At 34.5% G+C, this 15,654-nt stretch carries 13 protein-coding genes, 1 pseudogene and 1 riboswitch; of the genes and pseudogenes, 6 read left to right on the top strand and 8 right to left on the bottom strand.

Annotation, left to right across the window (positions count from 1 at the left end; translation table 11 throughout):
- Positions 1-10: 10 nt before the first annotated feature.
- Both ACIGHG_RS04380 and ACIGHG_RS04375 read right to left on the bottom strand, forming a co-directional pair.
- Positions 11-2,119 (bottom strand): RNA degradosome polyphosphate kinase, encoded by a 2,109-nt coding sequence (locus tag ACIGHG_RS04380; RefSeq protein ID WP_336473517.1) that lies wholly within the window; start codon positions 2,117-2,119, stop codon positions 11-13.
- A 110-nt stretch (positions 2,120-2,229) separates the two neighbouring features.
- Positions 2,230-3,768 carry a Ppx/GppA family phosphatase gene (locus ACIGHG_RS04375; protein WP_396547352.1) on the bottom strand — a complete coding sequence of 513 codons (1,539 nt, stop codon included), beginning with the start codon at positions 3,766-3,768 and terminating at the stop codon, positions 2,230-2,232.
- 436 nt (positions 3,769-4,204) lie between these two features.
- Here ACIGHG_RS04375 and ACIGHG_RS04370 point away from each other — a divergent pair, with 436 nt between their 5' ends.
- Positions 4,205-4,663, top strand: coding sequence for a YkyB family protein (locus ACIGHG_RS04370; protein ID WP_090914240.1), 459 nt, complete (start codon positions 4,205-4,207; stop codon positions 4,661-4,663).
- 31 nt (positions 4,664-4,694) lie between these two features.
- Here ACIGHG_RS04370 and ACIGHG_RS04365 read toward each other — a convergent pair whose 3' ends face one another.
- From ACIGHG_RS04365 to ACIGHG_RS04350, 4 genes are all read right to left on the bottom strand, one after another.
- Positions 4,695-5,315 (bottom strand): YkyA family protein, encoded by a 621-nt coding sequence (locus ACIGHG_RS04365; protein ID WP_336473561.1) that lies wholly within the window; start codon positions 5,313-5,315, stop codon positions 4,695-4,697.
- Positions 5,316-5,371: 56 nt separating this feature from the next.
- Positions 5,372-6,190 (bottom strand): peptidoglycan-N-acetylglucosamine deacetylase, encoded by an 819-nt coding sequence (locus ACIGHG_RS04360; protein ID WP_336473519.1) that lies wholly within the window; start codon positions 6,188-6,190, stop codon positions 5,372-5,374.
- 284 nt (positions 6,191-6,474) lie between these two features.
- Positions 6,475-6,648: a hypothetical protein gene (locus ACIGHG_RS04355; RefSeq protein WP_396547350.1), complete on the bottom strand. Its 174-nt coding sequence runs from the start codon at positions 6,646-6,648 to the stop codon at positions 6,475-6,477.
- A 447-nt stretch (positions 6,649-7,095) separates the two neighbouring features.
- Positions 7,096-7,632 carry a hypothetical protein gene (locus tag ACIGHG_RS04350; RefSeq protein ID WP_396547348.1) on the bottom strand — a complete coding sequence of 179 codons (537 nt, stop codon included), beginning with the start codon at positions 7,630-7,632 and terminating at the stop codon, positions 7,096-7,098.
- A gap of 714 nt (positions 7,633-8,346) precedes the next feature.
- Here ACIGHG_RS04350 and ACIGHG_RS04345 point away from each other — a divergent pair.
- The 3 genes from ACIGHG_RS04345 to metE all read left to right on the top strand — a co-directional run bounded on the left by ACIGHG_RS04345 (position 8,347) and on the right by metE (position 13,108).
- Complete coding sequence (locus ACIGHG_RS04345) at positions 8,347-9,882, top strand: MDR family MFS transporter (RefSeq protein WP_396547346.1); 1,536 nt, start codon at positions 8,347-8,349, stop codon at positions 9,880-9,882.
- A 251-nt stretch (positions 9,883-10,133) separates the two neighbouring features.
- Positions 10,134-10,409, top strand: a complete 276-nt coding sequence (locus ACIGHG_RS04340) for a hypothetical protein (RefSeq protein ID WP_396547344.1) — start codon at positions 10,134-10,136, stop codon at positions 10,407-10,409.
- A gap of 91 nt (positions 10,410-10,500) precedes the next feature.
- Positions 10,501-10,688, top strand: a riboswitch (cobalamin riboswitch).
- Between the two features lie 128 nt (positions 10,689-10,816).
- Positions 10,817-13,108, top strand: coding sequence for a 5-methyltetrahydropteroyltriglutamate--homocysteine S-methyltransferase (gene metE, locus ACIGHG_RS04335; RefSeq protein ID WP_396547342.1), 2,292 nt, complete (start codon positions 10,817-10,819; stop codon positions 13,106-13,108).
- Between the two features lie 298 nt (positions 13,109-13,406).
- On the opposite strand, the gene ACIGHG_RS04330 is transcribed toward metE, so the two are convergent.
- Positions 13,407-14,117 (bottom strand): metalloregulator ArsR/SmtB family transcription factor, encoded by a 711-nt coding sequence (locus ACIGHG_RS04330; protein WP_396547340.1) that lies wholly within the window; start codon positions 14,115-14,117, stop codon positions 13,407-13,409.
- 69 nt (positions 14,118-14,186) lie between these two features.
- On the opposite strand from ACIGHG_RS04330, the gene ACIGHG_RS04325 reads away from it, so the two are divergent.
- A complete protein-coding gene (locus ACIGHG_RS04325) occupies positions 14,187-14,660 on the top strand; it encodes a DinB family protein (RefSeq protein ID WP_336473524.1) in 474 nt (157 codons plus the stop codon).
- Positions 14,661-14,777: 117 nt separating this feature from the next.
- Positions 14,778-15,002, top strand: coding sequence for a hypothetical protein (locus tag ACIGHG_RS04320; protein WP_396547338.1), 225 nt, complete (start codon positions 14,778-14,780; stop codon positions 15,000-15,002).
- Between the two features lie 237 nt (positions 15,003-15,239).
- Here ACIGHG_RS04320 and comJ read toward each other — a convergent pair.
- Positions 15,240-15,643: pseudogene (comJ, locus tag ACIGHG_RS04315) on the bottom strand (competence protein ComJ).
- Positions 15,644-15,654 lie beyond the last annotated feature (11 nt).

The raw sequence follows: 15,654 nt of genomic DNA, 5'->3' as shown, positions 1-15,654 counted from the left end.
CCGTTTCACTTTATTCCTCTTCAGTGTGTATATATGCCATTTGAAAGAGCTGCACTTGACTTTCAATATTTTCTATACGATCCCTTACCACATAATGATATTCTCCATGTTCATTTTGTTCACGTGCTTTTACATTATCATCTAAAATAAGTTGTAAAACATCTTTAATTCGCGTTTTCATATCAAGTCCTAAAATAGGAAATGATATTTCTACACGCTTTTCCATATTACGCGTCATCCAATCGGCTGACGATAAAAATATTTTTTCCTCTCCATTATGGTGAAAATAATAAATACGACTATGCTCTAAATAACGACCTACTACACTAATAACGCGAATATTATCACTTACACCTAGAATTTGAGGACGTAAACAACAAATCCCCCTCACAATGAGATCAACTTTTACACCAGATTGCGATGCTTCGTATAATTTTTGAATGAGCGGCTTATCTGTTAAAGAATTCATTTTTGCTATAATATAGCCATTTCCATATTGTTTATGATAGCGAATCTCTTCATCAATGAGTTCAATAAATTGCTGACGAATATCAAACGGGGCAACAGATAATTGATGAAAATGTGGTTTCATCGTATATCCGCTTAAATAGTTAAAAAAGTTTGTTGCATCAATTCCGAAATCTTTGCGTGATGTAATATATCCAAAGTCAGTATATAATTTCGCTGTTGCATCATTATAATTCCCTGTACCTAAATGAACAAATCGCTCAATTTTCCCATGCTTCCGCCTTACAACAAGCGTAATTTTACTATGTGTTTTCAAATGGCTAACACCATAAATCACATGACAGCCTGCTTTTTCTAATTCTTTTGCCCATTGGACATTATTTTCTTCATCAAAACGAGCCTTTAATTCCACAAGTACTGTCACTTGCTTCCCATTTTCTGCAGCTGTTTTTAAAGCTTGAATCACAGGTGAATCTCCACTTACACGGTATAGTGTTTGTTTGATTGCTAATACATCTGGATCTTCAGCTGCCTCTGCTACAAAATCAATGACAGGATGAAATGACTCAAACGGATGATGTAATAAAATATCTTGTTCTAGCACTTTTTCAAATATATTTTCTTCGTCATCTAAATCTTGAGATGGTTGAGGAATAAATGCAGGATATATTAGATGCTCATATGTAGATGCTAACTTTTTATAGAGCGCAAATAAACATGTTAGATCAAGCGGACCCTCAATCATATATACATCTTCATCCTTCACTTCTAACGCTTCGTATAATAGAGACAATACTCTTTTATCTAAATTATCCGTCCCTACCTCTAAACGAACCGCCGCTCCCCATTTTCGTTTTTTTAATTCTTTCTCAATGACCTTCAATAAATCACGTGCGCCTTCCTCATGAATTGTTAAATCTGCATTACGCGTAATTCGAAAACGCGTAACAGATGATACTTTGTATCCTGTAAATAATTTATGAGTAAAGTTACTAATCACGTCTTCTAAAAAAATAAATTTTTGCTTATTATCTTCATTAGGTAAAAAAATAAAGCGTTCTAATAGTGATGGAACTTGAACGATGCCAAGCTTTGTCCGATTTTCTTCTACTGTTTGTCTTTCATCATATAAAATAGCAGCTAAATTTAAGCTTTTATTTAATAACATAGGAAACGGTCGATACGCATCAATTGCTACAGGTGTTAACACAGGGAAAATTTGTTCATCAAAATATTCCTCAATAAATTCTCGTTGTTCTTTCGTTAAATCACGAAAAGACAACTTTTCGATTCCTTCTTCCTGCAGTGCAGGAAGTAAAACATTTTGATAAGTATCATACTGTACTTGCATTAATTCATGTGCTTTATATGAAATTTTTCCCAGTTGTTTTTTCGGTGTTAGTCCAGCTTTATTTTCCGGTTGATTAAATCCAGCCTTCACCTGATCTTTTAGTCCTGCAACACGCACCATGAAAAATTCATCTAAATTTGAGCTGAAGATACTAATAAACTTTAATCTCTCTAGTAATGGATTACTGTCATCTTGTGCTTCTTGTAATACTCGTTCATTAAAAGCAAGCCAACTCAATTCACGATTGTTATAATAAGCTGTATCATTCAAGTTTATAAGACTATTTTTCATCGCTTCCATATTTCCTTCACACTTCCCTCTAAAGCTTTCTCAATATAATTTAGTTATATTTATTTTAACAAATTTTTACTGGGATAAATGTAAATTTTTTGTAAAGAAGTCCGTACAACTTAACATTCTTCATAAAAATATAGATCAATGTTCATCTTTAAAATTTTCTCTATCTGCTTTTTCTGCTTTTCTGCTTGTACTTTTTCAGATAAAGCTGATTGCTTACAGTAAATATAAAAATCAAGCCCGCCTTCTTTTTTTACAATACGAATAGATTCAATAAGATTACGATTGGTTACATGTAACGCTGCTGAAAATTGCAAAACCGATCCTAATAATCGGATTTTTCTTTGTTCGTCTTTTTCAAACCAACCTGTAAACGGTTCTATGCATTGTTTAAACAACAATTTCGACTTATAAGAAGCAATTAATGCTAATTTAATTCGTTCTTTATGCATCATCCCATCTATCGTTTTATTTGCCAATAAATAAAATGTATGCTGTCTGCTTGACTCTTCATCAATATATTTTCCAATATTAAATACTTTTGCCGCTCTATGCAACGCAGTCCAGTCTTCTCGCTCAAAAGAAACAATCCTATTTTTTTCTAATTCCTTACAAATCATTGTCGTATTTTTCATAAGCTGTATCACACCACTCATGTCCATTTCATATTCATAAGAAAGTAAGTGGAAACTTTCTTCTACAACATTTGGATAATAAGTAATCCCAAGTGAACTAACTAATTCTTCATAAAAAACTCCTTCGCGTAGTCCTTTTCTACTTAATACAAAGGACGGAGCTTCTATAATAGTTGTTAACATCTTAAACACTTCTACTGCCGGAATAATAGTATCTGCGCGATCTTTAGCAAGACCCTCTAACTTTTGCAATTCTGGAAAAGAAAGTCTTAGTAAATGTTCGTGAACATATTCAATATCAGTTGGCTTCATCTTATATAAATGCAATCCAGAAATTGGATAGGAAATGAGGTTTTGGTGAATTGTCACCATATTACGCGCACTACCTCCAATTGCAATTAGTGGTAATTCCTTATCTTTAAGCCACGGAAGTGATTGGAATTGATACCATAGATAACTTCTTAATTCTTCAAGTTCTTCCGAAGTTGGCGTATCATAATGAAAAAATTGTTGTTTTAACGACAACGCTCCGAACGGAAAACTATGATAGTTTACAATTTCTCGATTTTGAAAATACGTAACTTCTGTACTTCCTCCTCCAATGTCAACAGTAATCCCTTCTGTGAAAGAGGTAGAATTTGTAACAGCTATATATCCATACCGCGCTTCTTCATATTCTGACAATACTCGAAGCTTAAAATCAGTGCTCTCTTCAACAAGACATTTAATTTCCTTTTGATTTTTAGCCTGCCGAACTGTTGCCGTTGCAACGCACAATACTTTATGTAGCTGGTGAAAGCGCGTGCTTTCTTGAAATTGCAACAAAGTATGTAATAATATATGAATCCCTTCTTCGTTTAAGGAACCATCTACTAAATAATTCCGTAAGCGAGCAACTACTTTTGTATTTTCAATTTCTTTATAAAAGCCACCGCTTTGTTTTTCATAAATAACTAATCTCATTGTGTTCGATCCGATATCAATAATTCCATATTGTTTTTTCAACACTCTCGTCATCCTTTTCTTCGTATCATTATATCGTTTTTTAAAATTACAAAACTCATCCACCATAGCATAAAAGCACATAAATGAATAAAAGACTCTTTCCAGTTTTTTCTCTCAATTAAATAAAAGTATTGACTTACTTTTAAAAAAAGATATAACTATATAAATCACTGCTATACAAAACAAAATATGACCTGTATTCGGTTTCACCCTTGCATGTGGCAGGAAAAGGCCCTGATTGCTTCTATGCATGGCCTCATCCAAAAGGAAAGAGGGTCTTTTATGTCTTTATGTTGTTTTTTCAATTTGTATTTATATATTATACAAAATAGTTGTTTTTTGTCACAACATTGCTTTAATATTGAAAATACTTATATTAGCTTTCTACATAGAAAAATTGCTAACTTTTATTGAATTATGATAATGTAGACAGGAAAGGAGTGCTAAAATGAAATCTTCACAACCCCAGTCTCGTTCCTATAATCAATTTTCGGTTCATCAACTTGCTGAAGCAATTTTCAGTGTCAACCGACATGCAAAATCTGCTACAAATCCGAAATATTTATATTGGTTAAAAAAAACAGCTTTAGAACGATTAATTGCAGAAAAACAAGCTACGAAAGAAGGTTTACATTTTTCTAAAAACCCACGGTTTAGTCAGCAACAATCTGACGTTCTTGTCCGAGCAGGTAATTATTACTTCCATATCCCTCCTACGAAAGACGATTTTCGTAACCTTCCACATCTCGGCAACCTTGATTGTGCATATCGAAATCCAAAAACACATCTATCCTTAACCTCTGCTAAAAAAATGCTCCAGCAGTATATTGGAAAAGAGGCATTTCAACAAGAAAAAAAGTTAAGCGAACCAACTCCTTGGTATCGTCGTACTTACACAAAAAAATAAAGAAGCCTTGGCCGAAACGGCCAAAGCTTCTTTATTTTTTATCTTCTTTTATTTTAATATTTGCTTGCTTGTAGAAAGACAGTTTTTCTTCATTATACTGCTTTGTATATTCATTAAATTTATTTTTTGGAGAATCAATCTCTTGATAAGATTGATTTACAACTTTCACCTTTTCACTAATTACTTTTAATTTTTCATCTTTCGCTTGCAACATCGTATATAATTCTTTTTCTAGTTTTAATGATTTTTTATAGTTATCATACATCTTTTTAAAGGCATCATAACGGCCTTTATATGCATCTTGTACTTTCTTTGCTTGTTCTTGTAACTTTTTATCTTTAAGTTCCTTTACATATTTATCAACATCTTTTGTTTCTGCTTGTGCTTTATCTAACGTTTCCTTTTCTTTATCTAACACCTTTTCACGATCAGTAACGCTTTTTACAGCTTGATCTAACTTCTCTTTTACCACTTGATTGTTATCTTTTCCATCTTTTACAATCTGGCCATATAATTCTTGCCCTTGCTTTTCTAATGTTTCTAATTTTTTTGCATCTTCAAAGATTGTTTTTTCTTTTTTTGCAGCATTCTCAAATGCTACATATAACTCTTCTTCTGGTTTAGGCCCGAAGCAACCTGCAAGTAAACTCATTGATATAGCTGCTACTAGTGCTACTTTTTTATATTTCAACTTCAATTCCTCCTATTTTATATACGATTATCATGCCAGAAATTTAATGGAAAATGATTTGCTTCATCGTATACTTCAAATTCATATCCTTTTTTACGAAGATCATCAATGATTGTTTGCAAAGCTTCCACTGTTTGCTTCTTTTCATGCATTAAAACGACTTCTCGTTCTTTATTAACATGAGGAACAACATTTTGAATGACCCCATTAGGATTTCCTGGTAATTTCCAATCTAAAGAATCCACAGTCCAATCCCATTCTTTCATACCGACAGATAACATTTGATCACGCAACGCTTGAGTAAGTCCCGGCATACTTCCATATGGACAGCGAACAAGGCTCGGATGAATACCTGTTACCTCTTTCATAATATCCTGAGCTTGTTTCATTTCCTCAACAAATTTACCTTCTTTATACAGTTTACTATAATTATGCGTCATACTATGAACACCTGGATAATGGCCCTCTTTTACTAAACGCTTTACACTATCCTTATGAGCTGGAATATTTCCACCAATCATAAAGAATGTTCCTTTTATATTATTCTTCTTTAAAATATCTAATATTTCCTTTTGAAATTCACTTGGACCATCATCAAATGTTAAATATACTACTTTACGTATTTGACCGTTATATTTTTCTGGTGCCTCTTTTCTCAATTCTACTTTTGGTTGTTCACCGGCAAACTGAACAGTATTTTCTTGATTCGCAACTGCTCTTGCAGGAGAAGTAATGGATTGAAACATAAAAAAACCTGCTGCTACAGTAAAAATTAGGATAATAGCGATACCCAATCGCTTAATTATTGTAGAGCGACGGTTCGTAACGTCTACCATTCTATCATTTCCTTTCTATTTTTCTATACATCTGTACTTTTTTCATTTTACACAGTATAAAAGAATCGACGCAATAATAAATTCCGATTATTTTCCAAACATCTTCAAAAGGAAAAGTGTAGAGATCTTTCCAACTCTACACTTTAATGAGAAATCATCGTGCAAAATGTACTGATACGTCCATCGTTTATTATATGATGATTAACTCCATTTTTAAAGGGGGTTGTTACAAAATACACAATATCTTGTAACAAAACTGCAAAAAATGTTTCAAAATAATAATGTTATAATTCTACTTTTTGTATATCCCTATTTTGATATAAACCTGTTTGCGCTAGTTCTAACAGTTCTTCAAATGAAAATCCTTCTAATGGATATATTGCTCCCGTAGACATAAATGTGATGTGTACAATATCATCTTGTAACACTTTTGTTAAATTTTTAGTGATTCGATTCACCTTACCACCTTCACATATGTTTAGAGGTGGGAGTCCTCTCGAAAGGTATGATAGATCATTTAAACAAAATAAAAAGAACCTCTCTATTAAGAAGGAACTGAAAAAAATTTTATTCCGCTATTCGTAGGCAGTAGGACCCCCACCTCAAGGTGCAGAGAAAAACGGAGTAGATAGATGGGGGACAACTGTGAGCATGCGCCCGATTGGTTCAACATAAAAGAAGGAAATGATACATCGACGATTCCCTTCTTCACTTATTTATAATAATATATAAGTCGCTGCTATGCAGAACAAAACATGACCTGTACTCGCTTTCTTTCTTTATTTTTGCATTTGGCAAGAAAAGACCCTGACTGCTTCTATGCATGGCCAGATGCTCTTGTCTCCAAAAAAAGAAAGGGGTTTTTAGGGCGTTTTTTCAATTTGTATTTATACATACATTCGTTTTCAGTAGGTTTCATAATTCCTTTTTATCAGCAGAGCCTCCTTTGTTTGCAACGGTCCATACACTTGGTGATTATGTTGGAATGTGTACGTAGCCCGAAGAGGCAAAGAAGGTGATATACTGTTACGATCAGCTTTTACTTGCCATACTAAACGTGCTTTTTCTTTCGGTAATAAGTTATCAATGCGCCAACGAACAAGTTGAAAAAGAAATTCATTTTGCCCATTATCGGATGTTAAAGTATTAGGTACATACGACAACTGATCTCTAATCATATGACTGACACATATGTGAGAAACAGCTTCTTCTCCTTGATTATCTACTTCAATTTGAAGCGCAATTATATCTTGAATTCCATAATAAACAGTGTTTGAAAACGAAGAGTGTTGTTTCACATCGCACACCGTAAGCGTCACTTCTATACGAGGAATGTATTGCTTATAAGCTAAATCTTTATCAATACTCCCTGACCATAAAGCAGGTTGTATACTCAAAGTAAACTTATTTCGGTTTTCTAACTCCCCGCAATATCTCACCATACAAATTCACCCCATTCTCATATTGAATATATACCGTTCTCACTTCTACTTCTTCCATGAACAGCCCCCGACAAAAATTTATCCTTTTTGTACTCTTTACTTTATATAGTATTCGATAAACAAAAGAAAAAATCATTTAAAAAAGCTGCACATCATATACAGCTTTTTCCTGTATTTATTTATCCTCTACTAACTATGAATAAAAACTCTCTTACTGATGAAAGTTTATCTTTGTCTAGCTCTGCTTCCTCCTTTTGTTTTAAACCTCGTATGTGGCAGGAAAAGGTCCTGACCGCTTCTATGCACGGCCAGATGCTCTCGTCCTCCTCTAAAAAGAAAGGGGTTTTTATGTCGTTTTTTAACTTGTATATATAGTAATTTCCCCTCTATATCTCATATAACAAAACACGTAAAATTTCCCATACTTTCTATGTTTATGAATCATTTTTCATAATATGTTTTGTTAAGAATAATTTCCCTTCTTCACTTCTACTATAATTAAAATCAATACTTTGAATAACAAATAATCCACAATATATGTGATCTTTGACTAAAAGATTCATGCACAAAGCAAAATAATTTTACTGAAAGAAATAATTTGTTATTTAGTCAATTTTGACTATAATATAATTTATCCCGCACTCACCATCAGTAGGGATGAAAAATAATAATGGAAGTTTCATTTTATTATTAGTATGCAAAGGAGGGCTATGCTTGGAGGAACAAATAACTCAAAAGCAAGCAAGGAATACAAAGTTCGTTGTAACTGGATTGTTACTTGGAATACTACTAGCGTCAATGGATAATACAATTGTTGCTACTGCAATGGCTACTATTGTAGGTGATTTAGGTGGATTTGATAAGTTTGTATGGGTTACTTCTGCCTATATGGTAGCTACTATGGCCGGAATGCCTATCTTCGGAAAGCTATCAGATATGTACGGACGTAAACGGTTTTACATAGGAGGATTGCTTCTCTTTTTAGTTGGTTCAATGCTTTGCGGCACTGCCAATAGCATTGAACAATTAAGTATATACCGCGCAATTCAAGGTATTGGCGGAGGAGCTCTTATGCCAATCGCCTTTACAATTATGTATGATATTTTCCCAGCGGAAAAACGCGGTAAAATGACGGGGCTATTTGGAGCTGTTTTTGGAACGTCAAGTGTGTTTGGTCCGCTCCTAGGTGCGTATATTACCGACTATATTAGTTGGCACTGGGTATTTTATATTAATATCCCATTAGGAATTATCTCGCTCTTTTTAATTACAAAATACTATAAAGAATCTTTACAATATAGTAAACAAAAAATTGATTGGGCAGGTGCCGTTACTTTAATTATCGGTATCGTTTGTCTCATGTTTGCTTTAGAACTTGGTGGTAAAGAGTACGCTTGGGATTCAAGTGTAATTATTAGCTTATTTACTACATTTACTGCTATGCTTCTTATCTTTTTCTTTATTGAACGAAAAGTGGAGGAACCAATTATTTCTTTCCATTTATTCCGAAAACGTTTATTTGCAGCAAGTCAAGGCGTTGCTTTTTTCTATGGTGCAACGTTTATTATTTGCACAGTCTATATTCCGATTTTTGTTCAAGGTGTTCTTGGTGGATCTGCAGCAAATGCTGGACTAATTTTAACACCGATGATGGTAGGATCTGTTATCGGAAGTCAAATAGGCGGACAGTTAGCAACGCGTACAAGTTATCGTAACATTATGACTATCTCTGGTATTTTCTTTATTCTTAGTATGTATTTATTAAGTACATTAACAATAGATACCTCACGCGCAATGGTAACAGTCTTTATGATTTTAGCTGGATTTGGCGTTGGTTTTTCCTTCTCTGTCTTAAGTATGGCCTCTATTCATAATTTAAGTATGAGAGAACGAGGCTCTGCAACATCAACAAACTCTTTCTTCCGTTCACTTGGTATGACACTTGGTGTAACGATTTTTGGTACCATTCAAAATCATGCATTTACAGATAAACTAAAATCTATTTTCCCGCCAGAACTAGCAAAAATGGCTCCAAAAGGCGGAGATACAAGTTTCTTATTATCTCCAAATGCTACTGAAAAAATACCACCAGAAATTTTACATGGCATTAAAGATGCGCTAGCAAACTCTATCGCTGACACATTTTTATGGGCACTTATTCCTGCATCACTTAGCATTATATGTATCTTATTAATGGGAAAAGACCGATTAGTTGCACCAACAAACAAGAAACAAAAACAAGTGAGTTAACATTCCGTGTATACAGCTTTATATTTTGGAAAATGTTATTGATCATGCTTCTCTATATAAAGATGCAAGAGAAGGAAAACGTTCGGAAATCAATACAGAATTAGACTATTAAATATATAAACAGTCACCGAGAGTGACTGTTTTTTCTATTCATAAAAATGGATTTTCTGAAGCGTTTTTTTCCATTTTTCTTTTTTGTAACCTCTCTCCTTTTTCATTACAATACAAATATATAAAGGAGGTGAAATCTTATGAAGGGGCATTTAATTAAACAATACGGATTCTCCGTATACTATCATTCTTATTTACAAAAACAAATCTTATACATACTAATACTTCGCAGCGAAATCGCTTTTCAGTCCCATGCATTACACCCTAATGAACAACTGGAACTACTCTCCTATGACCGATTACTCTTTCATCACGCTCACGATATATATAAACGAATACATCGTTCCTACTCTGTTTTTTCACATACATATCCACCATCACATTGGTGGTGGCATTTAGAAAATTTTTTGTTTTAACAAAATTAATTATCTTATTTTTAAAAATAGTAGACAATTTTAAAAATATTATGATAAAATCTGTTTCAATATCATTTACGCTAGTTACATTCCTTTCCAAAAGGAGATAGGTACACGAAAAAATATTTTCGTGTTTAAAAGGGAAGTTTGGTGAAAATCCAACGCGGTCCCGCCACTGTAAGTGTAAAGATTTCTTTCTATATACCACTGTGAAAACGGGAAGGTGATCGAAATCGCTGATGCATGAGCCAGGAGACCTGCCTATTTTAACGGCACTGATAGACTCACGGATGATGAGGAGGTGTTTTTAACGAAAGAGAAGTATTTTCTGCTTCTGTGGCCACTTTTCGTTAAAAGCATTTCCGAGTATACGGAAATGCTTACTTATATTTAGGGAGGAATTTACAATGACACTTTTAACAAGTAACTTAGGGTATCCACGAATTGGATTACAACGCGAATGGAAAAAAACTTTAGAATCTTTTTGGACAAACAAAGTGGATGAACAACAATTTGTGAAACAAATGAAAGAGATTCGCCTTCAACATCTAAAAGTACAACAAGAAAAAGGAATCGATCTCATTCCAATCGGTGATTTTACATATTATGACCATGTCCTTGATACAGCATATATGCTCGGGTTTATCCCTTCTCGTTTTTCAAAGTATACATCGGAACTTGACGTATACTTTGGCATGGCACGCGGTTCAAAAGATCACGTTGCTTCTGAAATGACAAAATGGTTTAATACAAATTATCATTATATCGTTCCAGAATATGAGGATCATCTACATATTTCCCTTAAAGAGAATCGTCCACTTCGTTTATATGAAGAAGCAAAACGAGAACTAGGTATCGATGGTAAGCCTGTTATATTAGGACCTTATACGTTTTTAAGCTTAGCCAAGGGTTATAAAAAAGAACAATTCACAACCATTTTACAAAAATTAACACAACCGTACATTCAATTGTTACAAGAATTACAAGATGCTGGTGTATGCTGGGTTCAAATTGATGAACCAATCCTTACTTCCCTATCAAAGCAAGAAGTTAGTATCGCAAGAAATTTGTATGAAACAATCCGTAAAGCTGTTCCAAATCTATCTATTATGCTACAAACGTACTTTGATAGCATAGAAGAAAACTATGAAGAGGTTATTTCATTCCCAGTTACTGGGATTGGGCTTGATTTTGTACACGGTAAAGAGGGGAATTTGCGCGCCTTACTACAACACGGATTCCCATCTGATAAAGTATTAGGGGTCGGTTGTGTAGATGGCCGTAACATTTGGAGAGCAAACCTTGACGAAATTCTCTCCCTTTTCCATACATTGCAAGAAACTGTGCAACCGAAAGGATGGATTGTCCAACCTTCTTGTAGTTTACTTCATACTCCTATTGACAAGACAACTGAAACACACCTTGTACACGAATTATACGATGCGCTCGCTTTTGCAAATCAAAAACTAGAAGAACTTACTATTTTACAAAAAGCTCTCGTACATGGAATAGAAAGTATTTCTGATGAATTACAAACGTATCGACGTGTGCACGAAGCCATTCGTACTTCAGCAGCTCGTAATCGTAAAGATGTACAATCTACACTATCAGCATTACAAGAAGAAGACTTTTCCCGTCCTCTTTCATTTGAAAACCGCTATAACTTACAGCAAAAAGCTCTGAATCTACCATTACTTCCAACAACAACAATTGGTAGCTTCCCGCAAACACAAGAAGTTCGTCAAAAGAGAAAACAATGGCGCAGCGGCGATATCTCAAATGAACAGTACGAAAGGTTTATTGAAGAAGAAACAAAAAAATGGATTCAATATCAAGAAGAAATTGGGCTTGATGTCCTCGTTCACGGCGAATTTGAACGAACAGATATGGTAGAATATTTTGGCGAAAAACTTGCTGGTTTCTCCTTTACGAAAAACGGTTGGGTACAATCGTACGGTTCCCGCTGTGTGAAACCTCCTGTTATTTATGGTGACGTTGCGTTCATTAATGGTATGACAATAAAAGAAACGGCATTTGCACAAAGTTGTACGAAAAAAGTTGTTAAAGGTATGTTAACTGGTCCTGTCACAATTTTAAATTGGTCTTTCGTTCGAAATGATATTCCAAGAAAAGAAGTTGCTTATCAAATTGCCCTAGCACTTCGCCATGAAATTAAATTACTTGAATCATCCGGTATTCGTGTCATTCAAGTTGATGAGCCTGCACTACGTGAAGGAATGCCATTAAAAGAAAAAGATTGGGAAACATATTTAACATGGGCTGTCCAAGCATTCCTCCTTTCTACTTCTTCAGTGGAAAACGAAACACAAATTCATACGCATATGTGCTACAGTAATTTTGAAGATATCGTAGAAGCAATCCGTCAACTTGATGCAGATGTTATTTCCATTGAAACATCAAGAAGTCACGGGGAGTTTATTGATACATTAAAAGAACATCCATATGAAAAGGGAATTGGTCTTGGTGTATATGACATCCATAGTCCACGTGTACCAAGTATAGATGAAATGTATGTAATTGTAGAGCAATCATTAAAGGTGTGTGATCCAAAGTATTTCTGGATTAATCCAGATTGCGGCTTAAAAACAAGAAGAACAGAAGAAGTTATTCCTGCACTAACACATATGGTAAAAGCAGCTGTAAAAGCACGTCAACTTTTACAAACAAGTGCGCAATAATAACTTAAAGCTTCCCTCTGTGTGGCTCACTGGCCGCGAATCACTAGATAAAATAGAAAACTACTGTCCCTTGGTTATCAAGACCTAAATTCAAAAAAACTTAAAATATAGAGGTTCTAACATATTAGTCATATACAATATGTTAGAACCTTTTATATTTGAAACTGAATTTGATTTGTACCTTTCTTATAGGGGTTCCACCAAAAACATACGCTAAGGAATAATAATATATCTAGCCTTTTTAGGATAAAATTTCCTCCTACAATGAAAGATCACATCACTTGACGGACTAATAGAATTAAACAGACTTACTTTCGTTTTTATTTATGTTTATACCTAATTGATCTTGCAAGGCTTTTTTACCGTTGTTTGTAAGATGGACTGCTCGACTGTTTTCTTCTTTTGTAATCCATCCTTGTTCAAAAAAAAGATTGGCTATTTCAGATCCTAACCACCCCGAAATATGATAACGTCTTTCACTCCAATCAAGACAAGGCTTTGCAAATATCCTCCTTTTTATATTAGCCTTTTCGATATTGATTCCAAATTTTAAAAACCACTTTTCCCCTTGCTCAGTCACAGCGTACTCTTCATCTTTTAAAGTTAGAAGTTGTCTATCAATTAGCCCCTCTGTTATTTTTACACCAAGCTCCCCTGCAAGATGATCATAACATGTTCGAGCATTACGAACTTTTTTTAGTTGATCGGACTGCTTCAAAGAGCGAACTGGAGCAGTTGGTGCAATCGTCCCTAATTTTTCAAGAGCTTCCGCTACCTCCTGATTAGCAAGTCTATAGTACCGATGTCTACCATGTTGTTCAACATTAAGGAGATTACCCTCGACCAATTTAGAAAGATGAGAACTGATTGTTGGATGTGACACTTTTGCCATATATGCTAATTCACTAGCTGGTAAAGCCTGACCATTCATTAAACAATCTAAAATTATTGCCCTTGTAGGTTCAGCAATTAGTTTTGCTATATATGAGATATTCGGATATACATTCATATTTCGATGATACCCTAATTATCTATTTGATACAATTATCTTAAATCCACAAGCAAGGAGGAGTTTATAATGAATACAATTGAGCTTTGTATATTAAATTTAAAGGAAACAAGAAGGCGCTCTATCAAATTGTGGAGGTCTCTTCCTGATAACTTGCTTTCTTGGAAACCTGACAACGAAGCAATGTCTTTTGGGGAGATGATTCGTCATGTGTGGAGTGCAAGTTTCCATTATCACATGCTCTTAAGGAACAACGGATTGATAAAGACAGACATATATACCCCATGTGATGAAGAACCAATCACTTCTGTTGAAAAAGAGATCGAGTTATCGCAATTGTATTTTGACGATTTTATAGAATATGTTGAATCCATATCAACGGAGGAACTAGAATCAAGACTTATTGATAGAAGTGATGTAGGCTACCAACGATATTTAGGTGACATGCTTTTAAGAATTGCCTATCATGATGCCGTTCATACGGGTCAGTTTTTACAATACTTACGAATGGTAGAGTTGGAAAGGCCCCTTATATGGGATTAACCTTAAATAAAGATTTTGTGAGGAAATCCCCATTGGTCATCGTATATAATGGCTAGTCTATTATTTCTATACGGAATTGGGGGAGGGATATTTCAACCAGCTAATATTGTATAAGTTATGGCGTCTGTATCCAAAGAAAAACAAGGTACGATTGGAGCTGTACAACGTATGTTACAAAACGTAGCAATTGCATTTGGTGCTGCAGTTGCTACAACATTTATGAGTTCACAAGGCGACATAGAAACATACAAGCTTATTCAAGCTTTCCGATATTCGTGGTATATCGCAGGAGGATTACTATTATTTAATCTTCTATGTTTTTTAGGCTATCGGAAATCTTAAAATATAAAAATGCGATTTCTAACAATAGGGGTGCGGTTTACTCACTCTTGAAGTGGGGGGCTTATTGCTAGTTAATGCGGGATAAACCGCAGAATGCAGAGTAAAACATGACCTGTACTTGCATTCTGCCTTTGTTTTAAACCTCGCTTGTGGCAGGAAAAGGCCCTGCCCGCTTCTATGCACGGCAGATGCTCTCGTCCCCCCTAAAAAAAGGGTTTTTATGTCAGTTTTTCAATATTAGTTCTCTTCAAAAAACAATTCATATTTTACTTTATACAAGTCATCTACTAAAGGTTCTTCTAGAGGAACTGCTTGCATAGTTACTATATACTCTCCTGAAGGAACAAAGAAAGGAAGTTTACTTGTTAACACACTACTTATAAACACTCTTTCTTGTAACACTGCAAACGGAGCTGGCACTATCCGTACCGCTTCTTTGTTTTCTACAAACTTCTGAGTATATACCATTATTTCACACGTATAATCAGATAGTGCTTCAAATATAATTGCTCCCCCGCCTCAGCATAGCCTCTTTCAAAATCCTTATCCGTCCAGTCTACATGTGGAGGTGTCATGTCTTGATTCATCAACATGAATTGCGAATAGGAAATTGTTAACTCCCCCCTCCTCACTCCTTTCATACAAGGTAATA

Source organism: Bacillus sp. NPDC077411, from assembly GCF_044543425.1.
Lineage (GTDB): Bacteria > Bacillota > Bacilli > Bacillales > Bacillaceae_G > Bacillus_A > Bacillus_A bruguierae.
This window is presented reverse-complemented; position numbering and strand designations above follow the sequence as displayed.

Coding starts and splice junctions, on each gene's coding strand:
- ACIGHG_RS04380 (WP_336473517.1), bottom strand. CDS start 2,119: ATGGAAGCGATGAAAAATAGTCTTATAAACTTGAATGATACAGCTTAT.
- ACIGHG_RS04375 (WP_396547352.1), bottom strand. CDS start 3,768: ATGACGAGAGTGTTGAAAAAACAATATGGAATTATTGATATCGGATCG.
- ACIGHG_RS04370 (WP_090914240.1), top strand. CDS start 4,205: ATGAAATCTTCACAACCCCAGTCTCGTTCCTATAATCAATTTTCGGTT.
- ACIGHG_RS04365 (WP_336473561.1), bottom strand. CDS start 5,315: ATGAGTTTACTTGCAGGTTGCTTCGGGCCTAAACCAGAAGAAGAGTTA.
- ACIGHG_RS04360 (WP_336473519.1), bottom strand. CDS start 6,190: ATGGTAGACGTTACGAACCGTCGCTCTACAATAATTAAGCGATTGGGT.
- ACIGHG_RS04350 (WP_396547348.1), bottom strand. CDS start 7,632: ATGGTGAGATATTGCGGGGAGTTAGAAAACCGAAATAAGTTTACTTTG.
- ACIGHG_RS04340 (WP_396547344.1), top strand. CDS start 10,134: ATGAAGGGGCATTTAATTAAACAATACGGATTCTCCGTATACTATCAT.
- metE (WP_396547342.1), top strand. CDS start 10,817: ATGACACTTTTAACAAGTAACTTAGGGTATCCACGAATTGGATTACAA.
- ACIGHG_RS04330 (WP_396547340.1), bottom strand. CDS start 14,117: ATGAATGTATATCCGAATATCTCATATATAGCAAAACTAATTGCTGAA.
- ACIGHG_RS04325 (WP_336473524.1), top strand. CDS start 14,187: ATGAATACAATTGAGCTTTGTATATTAAATTTAAAGGAAACAAGAAGG.
- ACIGHG_RS04320 (WP_396547338.1), top strand. CDS start 14,778: ATGGCGTCTGTATCCAAAGAAAAACAAGGTACGATTGGAGCTGTACAA.